Below are 25,244 nucleotides of genomic sequence, written 5' to 3'. Positions count from 1 at the left end.
GTGAGTCCTTAAGTGAGGGAGGTTGTCGGTTCGCCCGCGGCAACGAGCGAGTGGGCAGCGGCCGCACCCGCCATGTGACGCCGGGGAGCGGAAGAGGAGGAGAGGGCGGCGAGACGCGTGCGGATGCGGTCGATCGAGACGGATGCCGCAGGCTCATGCGAGCGATTGAGGTGGCCGTGGCTCTCGCCGGGCTCGATGACGACCTCGATCTCGCGTCCCGCGGCGGCGAGGGTCGCGGCGAACGCCTCGCCCGAGACGCGCAGCTCGTCGACGTCGTCGTTGATCATGAGCGTCGGCGGGAAGCCCGCGACGTCGTCGACCGACGCCGTGCCGGGGACGGCGAAGAGCGGAGCGTCCTCGACGGGACCGCCGAGGTAGGTCTCGTACATGCCGCGCACGGCGTCGGGGCCGAAGCCGTCGGCCTCAGGACGCGCGTCCAGCAGAGCCCGCAGCTCGGGCGAGGGCGCGGGCTGCACTGCGAGCAGGGTCGGATACGCGAGCACGACGAGGGCGGGAAGCGGCTTGTCGTCGGCGAGCAGCCGCAGCACGGCTCCCGCCACGATGTTGCCTCCCGCGCTCGCGCCGCCGACGGCGAGCCGGGCGGTGTCGATGCGCAGGCGCGCGGCGGCCGCGAGCGTCCACTCCCAGGCCGACACCAGGTCGTCGGAGGCGGCGGGGTAATGCGAGCCGGCGCGGGACGCGGCATCCGGAGTCGCCCTCCCCACGCTCCCTCCGCCCGGCGCCGGCGCGCGGCGCGGAGCCTCCGGGCGCGTGGGACCGTCCTGCGGAACCGGCGCGAGCCGGTAGTCCACCGACACGACGGTCGTGCCGCGCGTCGCGAGGGCGCGCGCGACCCAGTCGGCCTCGGGCATGTCGAGGTCGCCGAAGGCGAAGCCGCCGCCGTGCGCCCAGACGAGGCCCGAGCCGTCGGGCTCGCGTGCAGGGTAGACGCGAACGAGCCCTTCGGCGGCGGAGTACGGATCGGCCATCTGCGCTTACGCTCCCCAGCCGGCCTGGACGCCGCCGACGCGGTCGGCTTCGATCTTCTGCTGGTAGCCGGATGCCGCGAACGCGGCCATCGGGTCGGCGGGGAGGCCGCGCGACTCGCGCCACTCGGCGAGCGCGGGGCGGACGTCGGTGTAGAACGCGTCCATGAAGACGGCCTGCGCGCCGAGGACGTCGTTCGCGGACTGCGCCGCGGCGAGCGCCGACTGGTCGATGAGCAGCGCGCGCGCCGTCATCTCCTGCACGTTGAGCACCGACCGGATCTGGCCGGGGATCTTCGCCTCGATGTTGTGGCACTGGTCGAGCATGAAGGCCACGTCGGGGTTGTTGAGGCCCCCGCCGCGGATGACCTCGACGATGATGCGGAACAGCTGGAACGGGTCGGCGGCGCCCACGATGAGATCGTCATCTGCGTAGAAGCGCGAGTTGAAGTCGAACGAGCCGAGCTTTCCGAGGCGCAGGAGCTGCATGACGATGAACTCGATGTTCGTGCCGGGCGCGTGGTGGCCCGTGTCGAGGCAGACCATCGCGCGGTCGCCGAGCGTCGCGACCTGGGCGTAGGAGGTGCCCCAGTCCGGAACGTCGGTGTGGTAGAACGACGGCTCGAAGAACTTGTACTCCAGCACGAGGCGCTGCTCGCCCGTGAGACGCGCGTAGATCTCGCGGAGCGAGTCGTTGAGGCGGTCCTGACGCGCGCGCATATCGGTCTGGCCCGGGTAGTTCGAGCCCTCGGCGAGCCAGATCTTGAGGTCGCGCGACCCCGTGGCATCCATGACGTCGACGCACTCGATGTGGTGGTCGATCGCCTTGCGGCGGATTCGGTCGTCCTCATGCGTGAGGGCGCCGAACTTGTAGTCCTCGTCCTGGAACGTGTTCGAGTTGATCGTGCCGAGCTGCACGCCGAGGTCCTCGGCGTGCTTGCGCAGGTCGTCGTAGGAGTCGACCTTGTCCCACGGGATGTGCAGCGCGACGCTCGGGGCGAGGCCCGTCACGCGGTTGACCTCTGCCGCGTCCGCGATCTTCTCGAACGGATCGCGCGGGGTGCCGCCCGTCGTCCACACGCGGAACCGCGTGCCGGAGTTGCCGAACGCCCACGAGGGCAGCTCGATGCCCTGCTGCTCGAGCTGGGACTGGATGTCTGCGGAGAGGATGCTCACGATGCTTCGCTTTCTTGAGGGGAGACGGGGGACTCGCCGGCACTGGCGAGCTGGGCTTCGAGGTTGAAGACTTCGGTGAGGGATGTCGCGGCCTGGTCCGGGCGGCCTTCGAGGCCGACGAAGAAGCGAGCCATCTCGGCTTCCCATCGAGCCGCAACGGGGGATGCCGCGAGGTAGGCCTGCGCGGCGTCGTCGTCGTCGGTCTCGTAGTAGCCGATGAGGCGGCCGCCGTCCGCGAGGAAGAGCGAGTAGTTCCGACGGCCCGCGGCGGCGATCTCGGCGAGCATCTCGGGCCACACCGGCGTGTGGCGAGCGATGTACTCGTCGAGCAGTGCGGGCGCGACCTGCAGCTGGAAGCAGACCCTGGTGGGGGTGGTGCTCGTCATCGAGGGGGTGCTCCTAGTGGATCGTGGGTGCGATGTGAATCGTTTCAATGATACGACGAAAAGCACCCCGTGCGCAAGGCCGCTCAGGAGATCAGCGTGCGGGCGCGACGGCCGCGACCGCGTCGGCGGCCTCGGCGAGCGCATCGAGGAAGTCGACGACGGTGTTGCGGGCGTCTTCCGAGAGTCCGGCGCTGAGCTCGTGGAGGCGGGACTCAAAGGCGCCGATGGTGGCCTTGACCTTGTCGCGGGCGCTCGGCGTCGCGCTGATCAGGATCGAGCGACGGTCGGTGGGGTGGGCGAACCGCTCGAGGCTGCCCGCGCGTTCGAGGCGGTCCATGAGGGCTGTCGTCGATGCCGATGAGATGCCCAGATGACGCGTGAGCTCGCCGGGTTTGACGTCCTTGCCGGCGTCTCCCGCGCTCACGAGGAACTGGATCATGCGCAGCTCGTTCTCGCTCGTCGCCGTGTGGCCCCGAACGCGCTCACGCATCGACGTCTCCGCCGAGCGGAACCGGTCGTACGCCTCGGCCACGCGTTCCTCGGGGGACGCGCTCTCAAGGTCGCGGTCCATGTCACGTCCCTTCTACCTCTCGACCTCCATGATACACAGAATCCAAATCTCTAGTTTGACAAACTACTTATACCGTGAGTAACGTCACGAACAACATCATTCACCCCCCGAAGGAGTTTGAAATGGGTCGTCTCTACTACGGCATGGGAACCGATGGCGTCGAGATTCCCGACCGCGTCCTCTCGCACCTCAAGGTCGTGACCTCCAGCAAGCTGCGCCGCTCGGAGAGCTTCACGGTGACCTTCAAGAACCCGTACTTCTCCGGTTCCGGCCGCACCACGATCTGGGTGCATTGCTCCATCCCGCTGCGATTCGAGTTCGAGTCGGCCGAGAGCGAGCAGCTCGACCGCGACTACCTCAACCAGCTCGCGCAGGCGGCGACATCCACCAACGGCATCGTCATCGATCTCACCGAGGTCGAGGAAGAGGTCAGCCTCAAGCCCACGCTGGTGCGTGCCGCGTGAGCGCCCCCGCATTCCCGGCTGCGCTTCCGTCTCTCACGCGTGTCACGTGGGCGCAGCCCGACACCGGGTTCCACGTCGCCTCGCGTGCGGGGGAGTTCGTCGGGTACGTCGACACGACGGCCGACGGCCACTTCGTCGCCTTCGACGGCAGGTCGACCGCCGTCGGGCGGTACGACTCGCTCGCGCACGCGAAGCGCGCCGTGCTGTCCGCAGGCAGCACGCCCTGCCTGCCCCTCTACGGCATCGACCGACAGCTGCACACGGCGGCCGCGGCGTGCGGCATCCTCGCCGTCATGCTCTTCGTCGCAGCGGGCACCGTGGTACCGGCCCTCTGACCGGGGTCGCCGGCAGCGGCGTCGCTAGACCGGGGCCGCAGCCGCCTTCGCCGCCAGGGCGGCGTCGGTGCGCTCCTGGAGGTAGTCGCACATCTGCGCGAGCGTCGACAGGTCGTGCGCGAGGCGCGCGACGCCTGCGGCGTCGAGGTCGAAGCTCTCGTTGCGGGCCTCGAACGTCACGAGCCACCGGGGCATTCCATCGCGGACGATGGCCTGGACGTAGGTCATGGTCGAGGCGTTGCGCAGTGAGACGACCACCATCCCGGAGTCGGGTCCGGCGGTGAAATCCTTCTCCAGGACGGAGACGTCGGTCGCGACGTCATCCCTCGCGGTCAGGAAATCGTGGACCCACATGTTGACCGTTGCTTGATCGCGATACGGCATGTCACCTCACAACGGCATTCGCGGTGCCAGGGGGCGAAGGCACACAACTGCCATTATCACCCGGCGACCGGGGGAAACGGTACGCAGCCCTACACTCTGAGAGGATCGGGCACGAGTGGAGGCGACGTGGCAGTGAGTGTCAAGGATGTCGCCTCCGCGGCATCCGTCTCGGTGGGAACCGTCTCGAACGTGCTCAATCAGCCGTCCAAGGTCGCCCCCGCGACCGTCGAGCGGGTCATGCAGGCGATCGCCGAGCTCGGCTACGTGCGCAACGACGCCGCCCGTCAGCTGCGCGCGGGGCGCAGCCGCTGCATCGGGCTCGTCGTGCTCGACGTCGGAAACCCGTTCTTCGCCGAGGTCGCCCGCGGCGCCGAGGCGCGCGCCGCTGAAGACGGCATGACCGTGCTCCTCGGCAGCAGCGACGAGCGCGCCGACCGCGAGGGCGCGTACCTCGACCTCTTCCAGGAGCAGCGCGTCAACGGCGTGCTCGTGACCCCCGCGAGCGACGACCTCGCTCCGCTCGCGCGGCTGCGGGAGTCCGGCGTGCCGATCGTCCTGGTCGACCGCGAGACCCCCGACGGGGAGTACCTGTCGGTCTCGGTCGACGACATCGAGGGCGGGCAGCTCGCCGTCTCGCACCTGCTGTCGCTGGGCCGTCGACGCATCGCCTTCGTCGGCGGACCGCTCGCGACCCGCCAGGTCGCGGACCGTCTCGAGGGCGCGCGCCGCGCGGTCGACGCCGCCGAGGGTGCCACGCTCGAGATCGTCGAGACGCCCGCGCTCACAGTGCTGCAGGGCAGGGCGGCGGGTGAGGCGCTCGTTGCGCGTCTCGCCGCCGAGCGCCCCGACGCCGTCTTCGCGGCGAACGATCTGCTCGCCGTCGGGCTCCTCCAGGGGTTGAGCCTCATGGCCGACGTGCGCGTGCCCGACGACATCGCGCTCATCGGCTACGACGACATCGACTTCGCGGCGGCGACCGTCGTCCCCCTGAGCTCGATCCGCCAGCCGGCATCCCTCATCGGCTACACGGCCGTCGACGTGCTGCTCGCCGAGCTCGCGGGGGCAGGCGGCTACGAGCGCAACGTGCGGTTCCAGCCCGAGCTCGTCGTCCGCGCCTCGACCGCCGGCTGACGCCCTCGCTCGCGCGCTGCTCGCCTCGCGGTTCGCGAGCCCCGAGCGAGCCGCATTCCTGGTTTCGACGGCGGCTGGCGGAGGGCAGACGACGAGAGGAGGGCGGGGCAGCATCCGGCCCCCCTCTCGTCCGATCGGGCTAGGACACGCGGATGGCGCGCACGGCCATGTACTGACGGCCCGGCAGCTCGACCCGCGCGGTGCCGCGGTGGGTGTGGGGCATCCGGTGGACCGTCATGTTCCACGTGTCGATGACGTCGATGGTCCACTCGCCCTCGGGGAGCACGACATGGCGGAAGCGCGGGCGATTGAAGCCGAAGTAGGCGACGCGGTGCGAATCCGCGACGCCGCCCCACGGGACGTCCCAGTCGGACGGGAGCGGGTCCCATACGCCCTCAGGCGCCTCGGACTGCAGATCGAGCAGGAACCGGATGCGGGCCGGCGACGTGCCGTGCAGTTCGCCGCCCTTCGACCACCACAGCACCTCGTCGCTGTCGGAGTGGGGCAGGTAGGTCTCGCCGTGGCCGCAGTATCCGCCGCGGACGGCTGCCTCCCAGAAGCGGCGCGTCATCTCTTCGCCGGTGATGTTCCCCCAGCCCTGGTCGATGTCGCCCTCGTAGGCGCACTCGTCGATCACGATCGGCTTGCCCCACCGCTCGCGCCACTCGTCGGTGTTCTCGGCCGTGCGGTAGACGTCGACGCGCTGGATGCTGACGTGGGTGATCCACGGCTGCGAGTAGTCGTAGAAGGGGCGGCAGTTGTGGATCGAGTTGAGGTGCCCGAAGGGGTCCTCCTCGGCGACGATGGCCGCGAGGCGCTCCCAGTCGTCGATCTCGTTCGACCACATGAGGTCGTACTCGTTGGCCATCGACCACCACACGTTGGCGAATGCCGCGAGGCGTCGCACGACGTAGCGCAGGTATCGCTCGTCGACGGCGGGTCCGAGATCGGCGAAGCCCCAGCGGTCGTAGGCGTGGAAGAGGATGAGGTCGGCCTGGATGCCGAGGGCGGCCAGCTGCGCGATGCGCTGCTCGAGCCTCCGGAAGTGGGCAGGATCGAACCGTTCGAGGTCGAAGCCGTCCTCCAGTGAGCCGGGGAAGACGAAGTCGCGAGGCTCGTTCGCGTTGAAGAGGTAGGACTTCGGGAACAGGCACATGCGGATCTTCGTGAACGGCGCCTCGGCGAGCGAGAGGAGGGTCTGCTCCTGCAGGTCGTCGTCCTGGTGCGTCCAGGCGTACGCCGTCGTTCCGAGCGGCAGGTGCCGCGTGCCGTCCGCGTGACGGAAGTGGAAGCCGTCGACGCCCACGGGGCCGTGCGATCCTTCACGGGGTGCGCCCACCGTCGCGGAGCCGACGATGCCGTCGAGCGAGCGCGCGGTCGAGCGCGTGAGGAAGCTCCACTCGCCCTCCGCGTCGGCGAGAGCGCGGATCAGGTAGGCGCCGTCGCCGTCGTAGAAGCCGCCGACGCGCACCTCCGAGCCGTCGGGGCGCGTGAAGACGGCATCGAGCTCGACGTCGACGAACGGGTTGCCGTGCGACGGGCCGTCCAGGCGTACCTCGAGCACGTCCCACTTCGCGACGGTCACGGGGGCGCTGACGGTCGCGGAGCCGCGCTCGACGTCGCCCTGCTCGTAGTCGGGATCGGGCTCGATCGCCTGTCCGTACTGGCGGGGTGCGTGCGTGCCGTCGCCGATCTCGGCGAGGGCGTCCCAGAGCCGCTGGCGCGCGGCCGGGTCTTCGAGCTCCTGCGCGAGCGCGACGAGCTGTCCGAGCCGCGCGTCCCGGAACTGGGCGGCCATGGGCGAGGCCGCGATGCCGGGCAGGTGCTTCTCGAGCACGGCGCGACCGGCGGGGTGGTCGAGCGTCTCTCCGAACGTCGAAGCGCGATCGAACATCGGTGTGTCCCTTCGGTCAGGTGTGTGGGTGGGATCCGGCCATGGAGGCGTCAGTCGGTGTGTGCCGTAGCCCGGCGGACGGCGCGGTCGATGTCGTCCAGGACCGGCGGCGGCGTGAACATGAGCGCCGAGCGCAGCGTGCGGCCCGCGCCCCACAGCGTCTCGGCGCGCACGGCCTCTGCGCGCTCCGCGTCGAAGTCCGCGAGCGCGTCGAGCACGGCGCGGTACGCGCGCGGGTCGTCGATGATGTCGGCAAGCGACGCGTCGAGCCCGGGCAGCGGCGGGGTCTGGGCGCCGGGCGTCGCGGTCACGCGCCACTCGTGTGCTCCTGCGCCGACCTCGAGTGCGGCATCCGTCGCCGACGAGCCGGGCAGGGAGACGATCGCCGTCGTGTTGGCGGGGACGACGGCGGTCACGACGATCTCGTCGCCCTCGCGCCGCCACGAGACGGATGCCTCGCCGTAGGGCGTGATGTGCCGCGCGGAGGCGTGGTCGAGCGTGGCGAGCGGGCGCGGGGCGATGCGCAGGCGGCGGTAGCCGGGCGCGTCGGGCGCGAGGCCGGCGACCGTGCGGTGCAGCCAGTCGGCGACCGCGCCGAGCGCGTAGTGGTTGAACGACGTCATCTCGCCGGGGTTGACCGAGCCGTCGGGGAGGAGGCTGTCCCAGCGCTCCCAGACGGTCGTCGCGCCCATGGTGACGGGGTACAGCCACGAGGGGCACTCGGTCTGCAGCAGCAGGCGCTCCGCCTCGGCGAGGTGTCCGCCGCCGCTCAGCGCGTCGGTCACGAGCGGCGTGCCGACGAAGCCCGTCGCGATGCGGTAGCCGCCCTCGCGGACGACGGCGGCGAGTCGGTCGGCGAGCGCCTGGCGCAGCGTCGGGTCGGTCACGAGGTCGAACTCGAGCGCGAGGGCGTAGGCGGTCGGGGCGTCGCTCATCATTCGGCCCGCGGGGGTCACGTAGTGCGAGACGAAGGCGGCGCGGGTGCGCTCGGCGAGAGCGCCGTAGGCCTCGGCGTCCTCATCGAACCCGAGCAGCGCCGCGGCGTCGGCGACCTGCCGCAGCGACTGCGCGAGGTACGCGGTCGCGACGATGTCGCCGTCGACCTTGGCCTGCCCCGGCTTGTCGGGCGGGGCGGCCGGGTCGAGCCAGTCGCCCAGCTGCATGCGGCCCGCCCAGGGGCCGTGGTGCCCGGCGTCGCGCAGGACGGCGTCGGTCCAGGACTTCATGCTCTCGTACTGCGCCTCGAGCACGCCGAGGTCGCCGAAGCGCTCCTGCAGCACGGTGGGCACGGCGGTCGCCGCATCGCCCCACGCCGCCGTCGGGCCGACCCCGCCGAACGACGGCAGCGCCGCGGGGATCACGAGCGGCACCTCGCCGTTGTTGCGGGCCTGCTCGTGCGCGAGGTCGCGCAGCCACGACGTGAGGAACCCGGCGCAGTCGTAGAGGAAGCTCGCGGTGGGCGCGAAGACCTGGATGTCGCCCGTCCAGCCGAGGCGCTCGTCGCGCTGCGGGCAGTCGGTCGGGATCGACACGAAGTTGCCGCGCATGCCCCACACGACGTTCTCGTGCAGGCGGTCGAGCAGCTCGTGCGAGCTGTCGAACCAGCCCGTGCGGGTCATGTCGGTGTGGAGGACGACCGCCTCGATGCCGGCGGGATCGATGTCGAGCCCCGTGACCTGCGCGTACCGGAACCCGTAGAAGCTGAAGCGCGACTCGAGGACGTCTTCGCCGCCGCTCAGGTCGAAGGTGGCCGTCGCCTTCGCATTGCGGAGGGGACGGATGCCGAGCTCGCCGTCCTCGAGGACCTCGGCGTGGCGGACGACGACCCGCGTGCCCGCGGTGCCGCTCGCCCGCAGGCGCACGCGCCCCACGAGGTTCTGGCCGAAGTCGAGGATCGTGCCGCCGGAGGGCGCCTGGATGACGTCCACGACGGGGAGGGTCTGGATGCGACGGACGGGCGGCGCGATGCGCGCCTCGGGCACGGGGACGTTCTCGTAGCCGGCGTTCGCGGCGGCGCCCACGCGGGCGGGGGCCCAGCCGGCCCCGGTCGTGGTCGCGATAGCGCGTCGGAGGTCCTGGTGCTCGCCGGGGTAGATGCCGCTGTCGACGACGGGACCGTCGCCGCGCGCCTGCCACGAGGCATCCGTCGCGGCGATCACCTGGACCGACCCGTCCTCGTACTCGACGCGCACCTGCGCGAGGAACGACGGCTGCGTGCCGTAGAGGCGGTTCGTGAAGTTGTGGAAGCCGTACTGCTCGGTGTACCAAGCGCCCGCGATCGTCGCGCCGAGCACGTTCTCCCCCTCGCGCAGGAGCGCCGTGACGTCGACGGTCTCGTGCACGAGCCGGTCGCGGTAGGCGGTCCAGCCGGGCGAGAGCACGTCGTCCGAGACGGCGGTGCCGTTGACCTCGGGCTCGGCGACGCCGAGCGCCGTCCAGAAGAGCAGCGCGCGCCGCACGGGGCGGTCGAGCACGAAGGTCGTGCGCACGAGGGCGGGCTGCGCCTCGCGCTCGGGGTCGGCGAGGCCCACGGGCAGGGCCGTCCACTCGCCCTCGGCGAGGACCCCGGACTCGACGCGGAGCGCGTCGCTCCACGGCGTCTCGGCCCCCGCCGTGGAGCGGGCGCGGACCGCGACATCCCGGATCTCGCCGACCGCGAGCGGAGCGAACGGCCATGCGACGAGCACGCTGTCGCCGCCGTCGATCGTCACGGTCTCGAGACCGTCGGTGAGGTCGGCGGATGCCTGCAGCCAGCCGGGTTCGTCGGACTCGACCGTCCAGCTCAGCCGCGGCGTCGCCGTGGCGACGAACGCCGTGTCGTCGCGCAGTTCGGCTCTGAGCGTCGCGATGCGGGAAGGCGTGGTCATTCGTCGTCTCCTTCGGCGATCCAACGCTGGAACGATACAACTCCCTCGACCGCGTAGACCCCGATCACGCGGCCCGTGAAGGACTCCGTCACCTCGGACGAGAGGAAGCGGCCGTCGACGGTCGCGAGGAGCGTGCGCTCACCGTCGATCGTCACGGAGAGGTCGAACTCGTCGCCCGTGCGGGGGAATCCGCCCGTCGGCGCCGGCTTGCGGGAGTCGATGTGCAGGTCGAGGATCCCGCCGCCGAAGGGGATCGTCCACTCCTGCACGAGTCCGCTGATGACGGCGCGGGCGGTCACGGAGCCCTGCCCCGCCTCGACCTCGACGTGGAAGTGCTCGTCGTAGCGCACAGCGAGGCCGCCGACGCCGGCCGAGGCATCCGTCGTCACCGTCACGGAGTTCGTGAGGTGCTCCTGACGGCGTCCGACGAAGACGGGACGCGGGTCATCGAGCGTCGAGCCGTTGCCGTGCAGCACGAGCGCGCCGGACGCGAGGTCGGCGTGATCGCCCGGGAGGGAGCGGATCGAGATCCACTCTCCGTCGAGCGGCTGATCGAACGCGACCTCGACGCGCGTGCCGGGGCGCGCGTTGAGCTGCACGGGCTCGATCGAGGGCCAGCCGTCGTCCTCCCAGTGCACGGGGGTCACGAACGTCTCGCGCCCGAGGGCCGAGAACGCGCGGGTCATCGAGCGGGGACGGACGCCGAGCAGGACGCACAGCCAGTCGCCGTCGGGGCCGATCACGAGGTCGCCGTGGCCCGTGTTCTGCACGGGGCGCGTCGTGGAGCGGGCCGAGACGAGCGGATTCTGCGGCGCCGTCTCGAACGGGCCCTCGGGGGAGTCGCCGCGCGCGATCGAGATGCCGTGGCCGCGCTCGGTGCCGCCCTCGGCGATCATGAGATACCAGCGACCGTCGACCTCGTAGAGGTGCGGGGCCTCGGGGAAGCCGCCGCCCGTCCCCGACCACAGCGAGCGGGGCTCTTCGAGCGCGATGTGACGCTCGAGGTCGACCTTCACCTGCTGGATGCCGAGGTGCTGCCCGATCTCGGCACCCTCCAGAATGAGGCCCGAGTAGGTGATGTAGACGGTGCCGTCGGCGTCCCACGCGATGTCGGGGTCGATGCCGTCGACGCTGCCCGACCCGTCGGCCTTGAGGATGAGGTCGCCGTCGCTCCACGGGCCCGCGGCGTCGGTCGCGGTGAAGTGCAGCATCCCGCGCCCCATCGCGTCAGTGATGACGAGGTGGAAGACGCCGTCCCGGTGCCGGATCGTCGGGGCCCACGCGCCGCCGGCCGTCGGCACCTCTTCGACCGCGAGCTGCCCGGGGCGCGTCGCGACATGGCCGATGAGCTCCCACGTCTCGAAATCCGTCGAGCGGTGGATCGGGATGCCGGGCAGGTACTCGAACGTGCTCGTCGCGAGATACCAGGCGTCGCCCGCCTTGACGACCGACGGGTCGGGGTGGAAGCCGTTCAGGAGCGGGTTGTACAGCGTCGTCATGTCGTGTCCGTTCGGGATGCCGCGCGCGGCGTGGATGCGGGTTCGAGGTGGTGGCAGGCTGTGCCGTTGCGGATCGTCGGATTGGGTGTCAGCGCGAGAGGATCGTGCCCAGATCGCTCGCCAGGGTCAGCGCCCGCGGGTCGGCGCCGCCCGGCCACGGGCCGCGGGCGATCGTCCAGGCGAAGGCGATGCCCGTGTCGGGGTCGACGCACGCGAGCGCGCCCATCGCGCCGTCGTGGCCGAAGGCGCGCGGCCCGCCGAAGGCGAGCGTCGGCGTCGGCTTCTGGAACACGATCGAGTGCGAGCGATGCGGCTGGCCGAGCACCTCGTCGTAACCGCGCACCTGCTGCTGGCCGATCGTCAGGACGGTCTCGGCCGAGAGGAAGGGCGCGGCGCCGTCGACGCCGGTGACCGCCGCCGCGAACAGGCGGGCGAGGCCGCGAGCCGTGCCCGTGCCCGACACGGCGGGGTGGCCGAAGCGCCAGCTCACCTCGTCGTTGGCGAGGTCGACCTGGGGCCCCGGCATCCCGAACGCGAGCGGTGCGAGGAGCGACGCGTACATCGTCGATGTGTCGGCGACCGGCTTGATCATCGGGAGGGTGCGCGCCTTGCGCGCGTCCTGGTCGGCGGGCAGCCCGAGGTAGAAGTCGATGCCGTGCGGTGCGCGGATCTCCTGCTCGTAGAACTCGTGGAGGGTGCGTCCCGTCACGCGGAACACGAGCTCCGACGCGAGGTTGCCGATCGTGATGCCGTGGTAGCCGAATGCCGTGCCGGGGTACCAGAACGGGGTCGTGGCGGCGAGCCGCTCGGCGGCGGCGTGGTCATCGAGCAGCTCGGCGACCGTGAGCGCGGGCGTCGCCTGCGGCAGTCCGGCCTGGTGCGACAGCAGCTGCCGCACGGTCACGCGGTCCTTGCCATGCGCCCCGAACTCGGGCCAGCAGTCGACCACGAGCGCGTCGAGGTCGAGCTCGCCGCGCTCGACGAGCAGCCCGACCGACAGCCCGATCGTGTTCTTGGTGACGGAGAACGGCACCATGACCGAGTCCTCGGCCAGGTGCGGTCCGCCCCACACGTCGAGCACGGGCGCGCCGTCGTGGAAGGCGGCCGCCTGGAACGAGAGGTCGGGATCCGCCGCGAGGAATCCCTCGAGGCGGTCTGCGATCTCGCCCAGCCGGTCGTCCGCGGTCCCGTGCAGGAGGCGGGCCTCCGTCGTCACGCGACGTCCCAGTCGAGCGAGAGCGGCAGGGTCGCGACCGAGGATCCGGCCCGCAGAGTGAAGGCGCCGGGCTCGACGACCCACTCGCCCGCCCAGTGCGCGAGGCGGCGGGCGGGGATCTCGACCCGCGCCGTGACCGTCTCGCCGGGAGCGGCGCTCACTGTCGCGAATCCGACGAGCCAGCGCTCGGGGCGCTCCACCGCGGAGTCGGCCCGCTCGGCGTAGACCTGCACGACCTGCTTGCCGGTCCGGTCGCCCGTGTTGGCGAGAGTCACCTCGAGCGCGTCGCCGACGCGCTGCGCGACGCCCCACGACCACGTCGTGTAGCCCAGGCCGTGGCCGAAGGGGAATGCCGGCTCAGCGGCATCTTTGAGCCACGCGCGGTAGCCGATGTGCAGGCCCTCGGGGTAGGTCAGGACGCCGTCCTGCGGCGTGACGTCGGTGACCGGGACGTCCGCGAGCGCGGCGGGCCAGGTCGTCGGGAGGCGTCCGCCCGGCTCGGCTGCGCCGCTCAGGACGGCTGCGAGCGCCGATCCGAACTCCTGGCCGCCGAAGTAGCCCTGCACGACCGCCGACACGTCGTCCGCCCACGGCAGGACGACGGGCGAGCCCGCGTTGACGACGACGATCGTGCGCGTACCGGTCGCGGCGACGGCGCGGACGAGGTCGTCCTGGCGGCCGGGCAGGTCGAGGTTCTCGCGGTCGTAGCCCTCGGACTCGACCTTCGAGTTGGTGCCGACGACGACGATCGCGACATCGGATGCCGCGGCCGACGCGACGGCGCGCGCGATGAGCGCGTCGGGGTCGGAGTCGTCGGGCGCGATGCCGACCGTCAGCGAGAGCGCACCCGCGAGGGCGCCTCCCGGGGCGAGCGCGATCTCGGCGCGGAAGCGGCGGGGCTCGCCCTCGACGACCGTGACGGGAGCCGTGAGCGACGGCGGGTTGAGGAAGGCCGCGCCGAGGTCGGTGCCCTCGATCACGGGGGAGTCGTCGAGCACGAGGGCGTCATCGACGAAGAGGCGGCCGGGGTTGGCACCCGCGAAGCCGAGGAGGATCTCGCCCGACTCCGCAGGAGTGTAGACGCCCTCGACCGTGACCTGACGGCTCGCTCCGATGGGCGCATCGCCGCCGAACCACACGAGCGCGGTCGCGCGGCGGTCCTCGGTGAAGATCTGGGACCCGTCGGCGTCGAAGAATGTGACACGCACACCGGGCTCACCGGTGACGGGGTTGGTGAGCTGCTCGAGCGGGATCTCGGCGACGCCGTCCTGCACGACCGCGCCGAGCTCGTAGTCGACCTCCGCACCCGCGAAGGTGCGACGGATGCCCTCGAGCGGCGACGTGATGTGCTCGGGGAGTACTGTCGCGCTGCCGCCGCCCTGCGTGCGGGCTTCACGGGCGTTGTGGCCGATGACGGCGATCCTGCCGAGCGACGAGGCGTCGAGCGGCAGCACGCCGTCGTTCGCGAGCAGCACGGTGCCGGCGATGCCGGCCTCACGCGTGAACGCGACGCCGTCGAGCGGCGCGGGCGTCGTGGGCTCGGTGCCCTCGAGAGCGCCGACGCGCTCGGCGAGCAGCAGGAGGCGCAGGACCTTGCGGTCGATGTCGGCCTCGTTCACGCGGCCGTCGCGGACGGCCTCGATGAGATCGGCGAACGCGGGCGCGGGGCCGGGCATCGCGAGGTCCTGAGCGGCGGGGATCGCGTCGAGCGAGCGCACGGCGGTCCAGTCGCTGATGACGACGCCGTCGAAGCCCCACTCGCTGTTGAGGGGTGTCTCGAGCAGGTCGTTCTCGGTCATCGTGACGCCGTCGACGGAGTTGTAGGCGCTCATGATGGTCCACGCGCCGCCGTCCTCGACGGCGCGCTCGAAGGGTGCGAGGTACAGCTCGCGCAGCGAGCGCTCGTCGACGCGGACGTCGACGGTGAAGCGGTCGGTCTCGGAGTCGTTCGCGACGTAGTGCTTGGGGCACGCGCCGACGCCGTTGTCCTGCAGTCCGCGGACGTACGCGTCGGCGAGGCCCGCGGTCAGCTCGGGGTCTTCGCTGAAGCACTCGAAGTGACGGCCACCGAGGGGGGAGCGGTGCAGGTTGATCGTCGGTCCGAGGACGACGTCGACGCCCTTGCGGCGGGCTTCGGATGCCGCGGCCGCGCCGTAGCGATAGGCGAGGTCGACATCCCACGAGGCGGCGAGCGCCGATCCCGAGGGGAGGTTGAGCGAGGGCTCGCGCTCGTCCCAGCGGGGGCCGCGGACGCCGGCGGGGCCGTCCGAGAGGGTGATGGCGCGCAGGCCGATCTCGGGGAGCGGCACGGTCGTCCAGAAGTCGGCGCCCTGGACGAGCGCCGCCTTCTGCTCGAGCGTGAGCTGCTCGAGCAGCGGCACGAGGTGCTGCACGGATGCGGGCTGGGCGGAGGTCGTCGGGGTCGTCATGCGGCTTGTCCTTCGGTCTGTGCGGCGGCCTGCTCGTCGATGAGGCGACGGCGCGCGATGCGGCGCTCGGCCTGTTCGTCGGGGTTGGGCACGGGCGCGGCGAGGAACAGCCGCTGCGTGTAGGGGTGCGCGGGACGCGCGGTGACCTGGTCGCCCTCGCCGGTCTCTACGAGCTCGCCGTGGTACATCACCGCGACGCGGTGGCTGATGTGGCGGACGACGGCGAGGTCGTGCGAGATGAAGAGGTACGCGACGCCGGTGCGCTCCTGGATCTCGATGAAGAGATCGAGGACGCGCGCCTGGGTCGACAGGTCGAGCGCCGAGACCGGCTCGTCGCACACGATGAGCTTCGGGTCCAGGGCGAGCGCGCGTGCGATCGCGACGCGCTGCCGCTGACCGCCTGAGAACTCGCGCGGCAGGCGGCCCGCGGCGTTCGCGGGCATGCCGACCTTGTCGAGCAGTTCGCGCACGCGGGCCTTCGCGTCCTTGCCCGGGACGCCGCGCGCCGTGAGCGGCTCGGCGAGGATCTGCTCGACCGTGAGCGACGGGTTGAGCGACGAGTACGGGTCCTGGAACACGACCTGGATCTCGCTGGACAGCGCTCGGCGCTCGCGGCGCTTGAGGTGGCCGATCTCGCGCCCGGCGTACGCGATCGATCCGCCTGTGACCGGCGCGAGGCCCAGTACGGCGCGACCGAGGGTCGTCTTTCCCGAACCCGACTCGCCGACGAGACCGACGGTCTCGCCGGGCTTGATGTCGAGCGAGACGCCTTTGAGGGCCTGGAACGGCTTGGCGCGGAACCCCTTGCCGGGATAGGCGACCTCGAGGTCCTTCACATCGAGCAGGATGCTCATGACCGTGCTCCTTCCGAGCCGATGCCTGCGGTGGTCAGCGGCGGCCGAGCGGGACCCTCGTCGAGGATCGCGTCCAGCAGCGACTGCGTGTACGGGTGCGACGGGTTGGTGAGGATCGTGCGGACGGGGCCCTGTTCGACGAACAGGCCCTGCTGCATGACCGACACGCGGTCGCACAGGTCGGCGACGACGCCGAAGTTGTGCGTCACGAGCAGCATCGCCATGCCGCGCTCGCGCTGCAGGTCGCGCAGCAGGTCGAGCACCTCGGCCTGCACCGTCACGTCGAGGGCCGTCGTGGGCTCGTCGGCGACGATGAGGTCGGGGTCCGTCGAGACGGCGCCCGCGATGAGGACGCGCTGCGCCATGCCGCCCGAGACCTCGAACGGGTAGGCGTCGAACGTGCGCTTCGGGTTCGGGATGCCGACGCGGTCCAGCAGCGCGAGCGAGCGGGCCGTCGCCTCCTTGGTCGAGAGCCCGAGGTTCCTGCGCAGCGGCTCGACCAGCTGGTAGCCGATCTTGAACGACGGGTCGAGGTTCGACATGGGCTCCTGCGGGATGTAGCCGATGCGCTTGCCGCGGATGCCCGCGTAGACGCGCTCCGAGGCATCCGCAAGCTGCGTTCCCTCGTAGTCGATCGAGCCGGCCGAGACGTGACCGCCGCGGGGCAGCAGGCCCAGGACGGCGAACGCCGTCTGCGTCTTGCCCGAGCCGGACTCGCCGATCAGGCCGTGGATCTCGCCCTTGCGCACATCGAGCGAGACGCCGTGGACGACCTCGATGTCGGCGCCCTCGGGCTGCTGATACGCGACGCGCAGGTCGCGGATCGACAGCACCGCCTCCTGCGGACGCTGTGCCGTGCTGACGTCGTCCGGGTGGACGATCGTCTCGCCGATGACCGGCAGCTCCGTCGAGTCCTCGATGGGTGCGGCATCCCCTCCGCTCGTCGCGATCGACGTCGTGACTGCCGCGATCGACGAGGTCGCGGACGACACGGCGCGACGGCGACGGCGACGGACGGTCGCGGTGCGCTCGAGCACGTCGCGCATCGCGTTGGCGAGGAGCGTCAGGGCGATGCACGTCGTCGCGATCGCGAGGGACGGCCACAGCATGAGCAGCGGCTGCCGATAGATGTTCGCGAAGCCGTCGCTGAGCATCGAGCCCCACGTGGGGATCGTCATGTCACCGAGACCCAGGAACTCGAGGCCGGACTGGATGCCGATCGCGATGCCCGCGATGATCGCGGTCTGGATGATGATCGGCGCCCGGACGACCGACAGGATGTGGCGGCCGATGATCCGCATGTCGGACAGGCCCGACACCCGCGCGGCGTCGACGTAGAGCTCGCCCCGGACGCCGACGACGGCCGCGTACGTGAGGCGGTAGTAGGCGGTGGAGAGCAGGATGCCGAAGATGAGCATCGCCCACCACACCGACGGGCCGAGCACGGCGCGGGCCGCGATCAGGACGACGATGCCGGGCAGAGCCATGATGAGCGACGTCACCCACGACGCCATCCCATCGAACCAGCCCTTGAAGTAGCCGGCGATGAGGCCCGCGATGACGCCGATGACGAGCGCCGTGACGACGGCGAGGGATGCCGCGGCGAGTGTCACGGAGGTCGCCCACAGCAGTCGCGAGAGGACGTCGCGACCCGCACTGTCGTTGCCGAGCAGGTGCTCGGCGCTCGGCGGTGCGAGGACGAGCTGCAGCGAGGCCTGGTTGGGGTCGTACGGAGCGATGAACGGTCCGATGATCGCCATCAGGACGACGAACGCGAGGTAGAGGAGTGCGATGAGGCCGACGGGCTTGCGCACGAGCCGACGCATGATCGACGTCTTGACGTGCGGGACGGGAATCGCCGGCGGGACTTCGATGGCGGTCATGACAGTCGCACCTTCGGGTTGAGCGCAGCCTGCGCGAGGTCGATGGTCAGATTGATGATGAGGACGATGACGGCGTAGGCCACGACGAGGCCCATCATCACGGGGATGTCGTTCTGGACGCCCGCCTGGACGGTGAGCTGGCCCATGCCCGGGAGGGCGAAGACCTGCTCGACGATGACGGCGCCGCCGAGGAGGCCGATGAACTGCACCGCGAGGATCGCGAGGGCAGGTCCTCCGGCGTTGCGCAGCGCGTGCTTGTAGACGACGCTGTTGCTGCTCAGGCCGCGGGCGCGGAGCGTGCGGACGTAGTCGCGCGACATGGCGTCGATCATCGATCCGCGCACCTGCTGCGTGACGGCGGCGATCGCGCCGAGCGAGAGAGCGGCGATCGGCAGCGTCACGGATGACAGCCAGCCCGTGAAGGACTCGGTTATGGGTATGTAGCCGGTGGCCTTGAACCACTGCAGGTTGATCGCGAAGATCAGGACGAGGTAGAGGGCGATGAGGAAGCCCGGGATCGCGAAGCCCAGCACCGAGACGACCTGGACGGTGCCGTCGACTGCGCCGCCACGGCGGGCGGCGAGGACGCCGAGGATGACGGCGATGATCGCCGACACGAGCGTCGTCCCGATGACGATCGACAGGGTCACGGCGATGCGACCCGAGAGGCTCACCGAGACGAGCTGGCCGTTGAACCACGAGCGGCCGAGGTCGCCGGTCAGGGCGTTCGTGAGCCAGTCCCAGTACTGCACGACCAGGGGCCGGTTGAGACCGAGCTTCTCGGTCAGCTGCACGACAGCCTCGGGGGTGGCGTTCTGACCGAGGATCCGCCGCGCGACGTTGGCGCTGTCGAGATACAGCAGACCGAACGAGAGGGCGGAGATGACGAAGAGGAGGACGACGCCGGCGAGGATGCGTCTGATGATGAACGTGAGCATGCTGCGCTCCAGATCTCAGGGAAGTGAGAGAGGGGTCCGGCCCGCCCGATCGGGTGTCGGGCGGGCCGGAGTGGCTGCTAGGACTTCGGGACGAAGTCGTAGATGGCCGGGAAGGCGTTCGTCGGAAGCATCTCGACTGACGTGTTGGCGTCGGTCGCAACGCTGCCCTGCACGCGGAAGAACGGGGCGAACCAGCCCTGCTCGACGATGTAGGCGTTGAGCTCCTTGGCTGCCGTCTCCTGCGCAGCCTCGTCGCCGAACTGCATCTGCTGGATGTACTCGTTCACCTGCGGGTCCTCGTAGTGGAACGGGTTGAACACCGCGGTCGGGGAGATCATGAACTGGACCAGCTGCCAGTCCGGGTTCTGCTCGAGAGCCATGAACGACGCCGGGTACTTCGGGGCCAGCAGGTCGGCGATGAAGTTGCTCAGGGGAACCTCGGTGTATTCGACGGTGATTCCGACGTCGGCCAGCTGCTGCTGGACGAGCGTGGGGGCCGCTGTGCCGAATGCCGTCACCGAAGGCATGCTCAGCGTGAAGCCATCGGGGTAGCCGGCCTCCGTGAGGAGTTCCTTCGCCTTCTCGGGGTCATACGTGTAGTACTCGTCGAGCGAGGGGTCGTACGCGGCGCTCGCGGCGTTGAAGACCTGCGTCGTCACAGTGCCCTTGTCGGCGCCGATCGCCTTGAGGAGGCCTGCGCGGTCGAACGCGTAGTTGATCGCCTGACGAACCTTGACGTCGGCGAGCTCGGGTGCCTGGGTGCCCGCGCGATCCAGCAGGAGCAGGCCCTGGAAGTCGAGCTCGTTGGCGTTGATCGTCCAGCCGGCGCCCTCGACCTCGGCGAGGTTGTCGTTGTTGGCGAGCTTCACGCCGTTCGCCTCGCCCGCCTTGATGGCGTTCAGCGCGGCGGTCACGTCACCCAGGACGTTGATGACGAGCTTGTCGTAGTGCTGCGCGTCCGGGTTCCAGTAGTCCTTGTTCTTCGTGTACGCGTAGCTCGTGCCGCTGACGGTCGCGCTCGTGTCGAGCACGTAGGGGCCTGAGCCCACCGGCGTGGTGTCGATGTCGGCGCTCTCCAGCGACTCCGAGCTCGCGACGAGCCCTGCGGTGCGGGTGAGGTAGCTCAGGAGTGCCGGGTCGGGCGCGCTGAGCGTCAGGACGACCGTCGTGGCGTCGGGCGCCTCGATCGTGGACACGTTGTTGAAGTAGCCCTTGTCGGGGCCGGCGCCGTCCTTGGAGCGCTGCATCGTCGCCACGACGTCGGCGGAGTCGAGGGTGGATCCGTCGCTGAACGTGACGTCGTCGCGGAGCGTGATCGTCAGGACCGTGCTGTCGTCGTTGTACGACCACTCGGTCGCGAGCCAGGGCTCGATCGTCCCTTCGGGCGTCGCGAGGAGAAGCGTGTCGTAGACCGACTGGTAGAAGGGGGCGCGGTTGCCCCACTCCGAGCCCGCCGGGTCGAACGTCGTCGGGGCGAGGAGCGCACCGAGCGTGAGGGTGCCGCCCCCTTCGCCGTCACCCGATCCCGAGTCGCCGCTCGCGGCGCATCCGGTGAGGGCGATGGCGGCGACCGCCAGAGCGGCTGCTGTGGCCTTCCATCGGAACATCCTTGGTCCTTCCGTTGGCGGCGAAACCCCTGCGGATCGCCTTCTGCTGGGAAACGTAACAGCAATTCCGAGTGTGCGCTAGGTTTTTACCCTAAAAAACTAGCGCTTGCTTGGAATTCGTTATAGAACGGTCATATGAAGGGTCTTTCGCTCGACGCCGATCCGGCTCGGTCGAACGGATACGGTGTAGCGATGACGGATGCCACAGCGCCCAAGGCGGCGCGCAAGCCTCGCGGCGAGTACGCGAAGAGCGAGGCCAAGCGACAGGCCATCCTGGATGCCGCGCTCGAGGTGTTCGCCGAGTCGGGGTATCGCGCGGGGTCGCTGCGCGATGTCGCGCAGCGCGTCGGCATGAGCGAGGCGGGTCTGCTCCACCACTTCCGCAGCAAGAGCCTGCTGCTGCAGGCCGTCCTAGACCACCGCGACGATCTCTCGCGTTCGATCGTCGACTTCGACGTCGAAGACGGCGTCGAGGCACTTCGGGGTCTCGTATCGCTCGCCCGGCGAAACGCCGCGAGCCCCGGCGTCATCGAGCTCTACTGCACGCTCTCGGCCGAGGCGACCTCGGCCGATCATCCGGCGCATGCGTACTTCATCCGGCGCTACGTGTTCGTGCGCGAGTCGATCACGCGGTCCTTCGTGCGGATCGCCGAGAGCGGCCGGCTCCTCCCGGGAGTCGATCCAGGGCGAGCCGCCGTCGCGACGATCGCGCTCATGGACGGCCTCCAGGTGCAGTGGCTGCTGGATCCGACATCCACCGACATGGCAGATGCGCTCGCCGAGTTCTTCCGCGGATTCGTCACGGGCTTCGACCTGACGGCGATCGAGCAGGCGCTCGACGCCGCGGCCGCCGCCGACGACGTGGAAGAGGAGGCCATCGCATGATCCGCATCCCGTTCCTCGACGGCTGGACGGTCGGCCCGAAGCTCGGCGCCTTCGAGGCGCGGGGCCCCGAGACCTGGCGTCCCGTGACGCTTCCGCACGATGCGATCCGCGATCTGCCGCGGTCTGCCGAGAGCGACCAGGGCGTGCACACGGGGTACCACCCCGGGGGCGTGTTCGAGTACGAGAAGACCTTCGACGTGCCGGTCGAATGGCGCGACAAGACGGTCATCGTCGAGTTCGAGGGCGTCTACCGTGACGCGGCCGTCTTCCTCAACGGCGATCTCATCGCGCACGAGCCCAACGGCTACTCGTCGTTCTCCGCGGTCCTCGATCCGTACCTCCGCTTCGGTGACGCCAACCGCCTGACCGTCGAAGCCAAAGCGCACAAGGACAGCCGCTGGTACTCCGGTGCGGGCATCTATCGACCTGTGCACCTCGTCGTCGCGGATCCACTGCATTTCGCGCTCGACGGCCTGCGGGTCACGACACCAGACATCGATGCCGGGCGCGCCGTCGTGGCGGTCGCCGCGACGGTCGAGAACGACACGCGTCACGCGCGGACGACGCGCGTGACCTGGTCGATCGCGGGCCCCGACGGGAGCGAGATCGCGACCACGTCGGCGCCGGTCACGGTGCTGCCGGGCGAGGCCGCGACGGCTCGGGCGCGCCTCGTTCTCCCGTCGCCGCGACTGTGGAGCGTCGAGGACCCGGCGCTGCACGTCGTCGACGCGACGCTGAACGACGAGCAGGGCACGCCCATCGATCGCGACACGGCCCGGTTCGGCATCCGCCGCCTGCAGCTGGATCCGCAGCACGGTCTGCGCATCAACGGGGAGGTCGTGAAGCTGCGGGGTGCGTGCGTCCACCACGACAACGGCGCCCTCGGCTCGGCGACGATCGACGCGGCCGAGGATCGCCGGGTCCGCCTGCTCAAAGCCGCGGGCTTCAACGCCCTCCGCAGCGCGCACAATCCCATGAGCCGCGCGATGCTCGACGCGTGCGACCGGCACGGCGTGCTGGTGATGGACGAGCTGACCGACGTGTGGACGCGCTCCAAGACGGCGTTCGACGGCGCGGGGTCCTTCCCCGATCGATGGGAGCGGGATGTCGCGGCCCTCGTCGCGAAGGACTTCAACCACCCGAGCGTCGTTCTCTACTCGATCGGCAACGAGATCCTCGAGCTCGGGACACCGGCGGGAGCCGCGTGGGGCCGTCGCCTCGCAGAGGGCGTCCGCGCTCTCGACGACACGCGCTTCGTCACCAACGGCATCAACGGGATCATCGCGAACCTCGACCGCATGTCGGAGGCCATGGCCGAGGCCGAGGCGCAGTCTTCCTCAGACGGGATTGCGCCCGATGCGCGAGAATCCGACCCCAACACGATGATGGCCGGCATGGGCGAGCAGATGGCGCGCATGAACGCGTCGCAGCTCGTCACGGAGTCGACCGAGGAGGCGGCATCCGTCCTCGACGTCGTCGGCTTCAACTATGCGGACTCGCGCTACGAGCTGGACGCCGAGCTCTTCCCGCACCGGGTCATCGTGGGCTCCGAGACCTTCCCCGAGAAGATCGACGTCATGTGGGGGCTCGTGGAGCGACTCCCGCACGTCATCGGCGACTTCACCTGGACGGGCTGGGACTACCTCGGCGAAGCGGGCATCGGCCGCGTCGACTACACCGACGCCGAGGGCTATGTCCCGACCGGAACGGCGGGGCCGTACCCGTACCTCCTGGCCGAGAGCGGCGACCTCGACATCACGGGCCACCGGCGGACCATCTCGTACTATCGCGAGATCGTCTTCGGGCTGCGCACCGATCCGTACATCGCGGTGCACCGCCCCCAGCACCACGGACGCCCCATCGCGATGACGCCCTGGTCGTGGCACGACGCGGTGTCGTCGTGGACATGGGATGCCGCTCCCGGCGAGCCGGTCCTGGTGGACGTGTACGCCGAGGGCGGCGAGGTCGAGCTGCTGCTCGACGGCGTCTCGCTCGGCGTCGCGCCCGTGGGAGAGCACAAGGCTTTCCTCGCGCGCTTCGTGACGGAGTACCGCCCCGGCGAGCTCGTGGCGGTCGCGCGCACGGGCGGGGTCGAGACAGGGCGCCACGTCCTGCGCACGGCGGGCGAGGCGACGCTCGTCGCGCGCGCCGAGGAGCCCGAGATCGCCGTCGACGGGCTCGCGTTCGTCGGCATCGTGCTCGAGGACGCCGCGGGCTCGGTGCCGTGCGACGCCGATGTGCTCGTGACGGTCCAGGTCGAGGGTCCCGCGGTGCTCGCGGGCGTCGGCACGGGTCGCGCCCGCACCGAGGAGTCGCTCGCAGGGCCCTCGATCACGACGTACGACGGCCGCGCGCTCGCGATCGTTCGGCCGACCGGGCCGGGGGAGATCACCGTGACCGTCTCGGCTGCGGGCCGGCCCGCGGCATCCGTCTCCGTCGTCGCGGCCTGAGGGCCGGTTCGCGGCTTCCTGACGACCCCACCCACCCGCGCCCCCGCCCGCCCCGGTCCCCGGCCGCCGGGGAAGGGCAGCGGCGGGGATGCGCTTCGGCGCGCGCGGGCGGGGAGCGGAGGTCGGTCGAGATGCGCCGGGCCGCCGAAGTCAACTCTTGTGCGCAGAACCCGAATGGCACTAGCCTTTTGAAAATCTAGTGATCGCTAGGTATTGAGATGGACAAGGGAGTTCTGATGTCTCACTTCTCGACCCGGTGGCGGAGGTCGGCGATCGCCGCTTCCGTCGCTGTCGCGCTGGCTGTCGCCGGCGCCCTGCTCGCACCCGCCGCCGCAACGGCTGCAGCCCCGGCTTCGGTCGGCTCGTGCGTCCGCACGCTCGCCACGGGCGACTCGCGCGTGAACGTGTCGTTCGACGGAGCGGACTACGCCGTGCTCGTGCACGTGCCGGCGGCTCCGCCCCGCCAGAAGCTCCCTCTCGTGGTCGATCTGCACGGATCCAACGCCAACGGATCGGTCCAGGCCTCGATCTCGGATCTGCGCACCCTCGCCGACCGCGAGCGGTTCATCGTCGTCGAGCCGACCGGCGACATCGCCTTCCCGCAGACGCTGCCCGACGGCAACTGGGCCTGGAACGTGCCGGGCGTGCCGCTCACCTCGGGCACGTATCCGCCGCCCGGATCGCGCGACGACGTCGCGTTCCTGCGCGCCGTGGTCGCGCAGATCGATGCGTCCGGATGCGTCGATGACCGCCGCGTCTTCGCGACCGGCTTCTCGGGCGGTGGGCGCATGGCGTCGGCCCTCGCGTGCGAGGCGTCCGACGTCTTCGCCGCGATCGCCCCTGTGGCGGGCCTGCGCGCGGGGCGTGCGGATGCCTCCGACTTCACGACGGCGGTGCCGGCGACGTGCACGCCCGCCCAGCCCGTCGCGGTCGCGACCTTCCACGGCACGGCCGACTTCGTCAATCCGTACCCGGGCAACGAGGACCTTCGCTGGGGCTACAGCGTCAACTCCGCAGCCGCACGCTGGGCGCAGATCAACGAGTGCCGGGTCGGACCCCAGGTCGCCCAGTACTCGGCTTCCATCCGCACTCTCACGTGGAGCAAGTGCAGCCGTCAGGCCGACGTCGTGCTCTACGAGGTCGCGGAGGGCGGCCACACGTGGCCGGGGACGTCCGTCGACCTCTCGCCGCTCGGCGCGACCACTCAGGAGATCAGCGCCTCCGAAGCCATGTGGAGCTTCTTCTCGGCGCACCAGCGCAGAGGCTGATCCTCGAGGAGGGCGGGTGGT

The 25,244-nt window shown here is 70.6% G+C and carries 20 protein-coding genes; 6 read left to right on the top strand and 14 right to left on the bottom strand.

Annotated elements, in window-relative coordinates; translation table 11 throughout:
* Positions 1-8 precede the first annotated feature (8 nt).
* From MJ607_RS15470 to MJ607_RS15455, 4 genes are all read right to left on the bottom strand, one after another.
* A complete protein-coding gene (locus tag MJ607_RS15470; protein ID WP_243076497.1) occupies positions 9-989 on the bottom strand; it encodes an alpha/beta hydrolase fold domain-containing protein in 981 nt (326 codons plus the stop codon).
* Between the two features lie 6 nt (positions 990-995).
* Positions 996-2,162, bottom strand: a complete 1,167-nt coding sequence (rhaI, locus tag MJ607_RS15465) for an L-rhamnose isomerase (RefSeq protein WP_243076496.1) — start codon at positions 2,160-2,162, stop codon at positions 996-998.
* Positions 2,159-2,548 (bottom strand): L-rhamnose mutarotase, encoded by a 390-nt coding sequence (locus MJ607_RS15460; protein ID WP_243076495.1) that lies wholly within the window; start codon positions 2,546-2,548, stop codon positions 2,159-2,161. Before MJ607_RS15460 ends, rhaI begins: the two co-directional genes overlap by 4 nt.
* A gap of 91 nt (positions 2,549-2,639) precedes the next feature.
* Positions 2,640-3,119 (bottom strand): MarR family winged helix-turn-helix transcriptional regulator, encoded by a 480-nt coding sequence (locus MJ607_RS15455; protein WP_243076494.1) that lies wholly within the window; start codon positions 3,117-3,119, stop codon positions 2,640-2,642.
* Between the two features lie 122 nt (positions 3,120-3,241).
* Here MJ607_RS15455 and MJ607_RS15450 point away from each other — a divergent pair, with 122 nt between their 5' ends.
* Together MJ607_RS15450 and MJ607_RS15445 are read left to right on the top strand one after the other, a co-directional pair.
* The gene (locus MJ607_RS15450; RefSeq protein ID WP_243076493.1) at positions 3,242-3,583 is read left to right on the top strand and encodes an RNA polymerase subunit sigma; all 342 of its coding nucleotides are present in this window, start codon (positions 3,242-3,244) and stop codon (positions 3,581-3,583) included.
* Positions 3,580-3,918, top strand: coding sequence for a peptide ABC transporter permease (locus MJ607_RS15445; RefSeq protein WP_243076492.1), 339 nt, complete (start codon positions 3,580-3,582; stop codon positions 3,916-3,918). Before MJ607_RS15450 ends, MJ607_RS15445 begins: the two co-directional genes overlap by 4 nt.
* Positions 3,919-3,942: 24 nt before the next feature.
* On the opposite strand, the gene MJ607_RS15440 is transcribed toward MJ607_RS15445, so the two are convergent.
* Complete coding sequence (locus tag MJ607_RS15440) at positions 3,943-4,272, bottom strand: protein-L-isoaspartate carboxylmethyltransferase (RefSeq protein ID WP_243076491.1); 330 nt, start codon at positions 4,270-4,272, stop codon at positions 3,943-3,945.
* Positions 4,273-4,428: 156 nt separating this feature from the next.
* Here MJ607_RS15440 and MJ607_RS15435 point away from each other — a divergent pair, with 156 nt between their 5' ends.
* A complete protein-coding gene (locus MJ607_RS15435; RefSeq protein WP_243076490.1) occupies positions 4,429-5,433 on the top strand; it encodes a LacI family DNA-binding transcriptional regulator in 1,005 nt (334 codons plus the stop codon).
* Between the two features lie 139 nt (positions 5,434-5,572).
* On the opposite strand, the gene MJ607_RS15430 is transcribed toward MJ607_RS15435, so the two are convergent.
* From MJ607_RS15430 to MJ607_RS15390, 9 genes are all read right to left on the bottom strand, one after another.
* Entirely contained in the window at positions 5,573-7,327 is a 1,755-nt protein-coding gene (locus MJ607_RS15430; protein WP_243076489.1) for a DUF5605 domain-containing protein, read from the bottom strand.
* Positions 7,328-7,377: 50 nt separating this feature from the next.
* Complete coding sequence (locus MJ607_RS15425; RefSeq protein ID WP_243076488.1) at positions 7,378-10,194, bottom strand: alpha-L-rhamnosidase; 2,817 nt, start codon at positions 10,192-10,194, stop codon at positions 7,378-7,380.
* Positions 10,191-11,693, bottom strand: coding sequence for a glycoside hydrolase family 43 protein (locus MJ607_RS15420; RefSeq protein WP_243076487.1), 1,503 nt, complete (start codon positions 11,691-11,693; stop codon positions 10,191-10,193). Before MJ607_RS15420 ends, MJ607_RS15425 begins: the two co-directional genes overlap by 4 nt.
* Before the next feature lie 88 nt (positions 11,694-11,781).
* Positions 11,782-12,909 (bottom strand): serine hydrolase domain-containing protein, encoded by a 1,128-nt coding sequence (locus MJ607_RS15415; protein WP_243076486.1) that lies wholly within the window; start codon positions 12,907-12,909, stop codon positions 11,782-11,784.
* Entirely contained in the window at positions 12,906-15,338 is a 2,433-nt protein-coding gene (locus tag MJ607_RS15410) for a glycoside hydrolase family 3 protein (RefSeq protein ID WP_243076485.1), read from the bottom strand. Before MJ607_RS15410 ends, MJ607_RS15415 begins: the two co-directional genes overlap by 4 nt.
* Positions 15,335-16,192 carry an ABC transporter ATP-binding protein gene (locus tag MJ607_RS15405; RefSeq protein WP_243076484.1) on the bottom strand — a complete coding sequence of 286 codons (858 nt, stop codon included), beginning with the start codon at positions 16,190-16,192 and terminating at the stop codon, positions 15,335-15,337. The genes MJ607_RS15410 and MJ607_RS15405 overlap by 4 nt, the downstream gene beginning before the upstream one ends.
* The gene (locus MJ607_RS15400; protein WP_243076483.1) at positions 16,189-18,075 is read right to left on the bottom strand and encodes a dipeptide/oligopeptide/nickel ABC transporter permease/ATP-binding protein; all 1,887 of its coding nucleotides are present in this window, start codon (positions 18,073-18,075) and stop codon (positions 16,189-16,191) included. Before MJ607_RS15400 ends, MJ607_RS15405 begins: the two co-directional genes overlap by 4 nt.
* Entirely contained in the window at positions 18,072-19,013 is a 942-nt protein-coding gene (locus MJ607_RS15395) for an ABC transporter permease (RefSeq protein WP_243076482.1), read from the bottom strand. The genes MJ607_RS15400 and MJ607_RS15395 overlap by 4 nt, the downstream gene beginning before the upstream one ends.
* 77 nt (positions 19,014-19,090) lie before the next feature.
* Complete coding sequence (locus MJ607_RS15390; protein WP_243076481.1) at positions 19,091-20,620, bottom strand: ABC transporter substrate-binding protein; 1,530 nt, start codon at positions 20,618-20,620, stop codon at positions 19,091-19,093.
* Between the two features lie 192 nt (positions 20,621-20,812).
* On the opposite strand from MJ607_RS15390, the gene MJ607_RS15385 reads away from it, so the two are divergent.
* The 3 genes from MJ607_RS15385 (at position 20,813) to MJ607_RS15375 (ending at position 25,223) form a co-directional block, all read left to right on the top strand.
* Positions 20,813-21,505 (top strand): TetR/AcrR family transcriptional regulator, encoded by a 693-nt coding sequence (locus tag MJ607_RS15385; protein ID WP_243076480.1) that lies wholly within the window; start codon positions 20,813-20,815, stop codon positions 21,503-21,505.
* On the top strand, positions 21,502-23,955 hold the full coding sequence (locus tag MJ607_RS15380; protein WP_243076479.1) for a glycoside hydrolase family 2 TIM barrel-domain containing protein: 2,454 nt from the start codon (positions 21,502-21,504) through the stop codon (positions 23,953-23,955). Before MJ607_RS15385 ends, MJ607_RS15380 begins: the two co-directional genes overlap by 4 nt.
* A gap of 236 nt (positions 23,956-24,191) precedes the next feature.
* On the top strand, positions 24,192-25,223 hold the full coding sequence (locus MJ607_RS15375) for a PHB depolymerase family esterase (protein ID WP_243076478.1): 1,032 nt from the start codon (positions 24,192-24,194) through the stop codon (positions 25,221-25,223).
* Positions 25,224-25,244: the final 21 nt, after the last annotated feature.

The sequence above is a fragment of the Microbacterium sp. SS28 genome, assembly GCF_022761035.1.
GTDB lineage: Bacteria > Actinomycetota > Actinomycetes > Actinomycetales > Microbacteriaceae > Microbacterium.
This window is presented reverse-complemented; position numbering and strand designations above follow the sequence as displayed.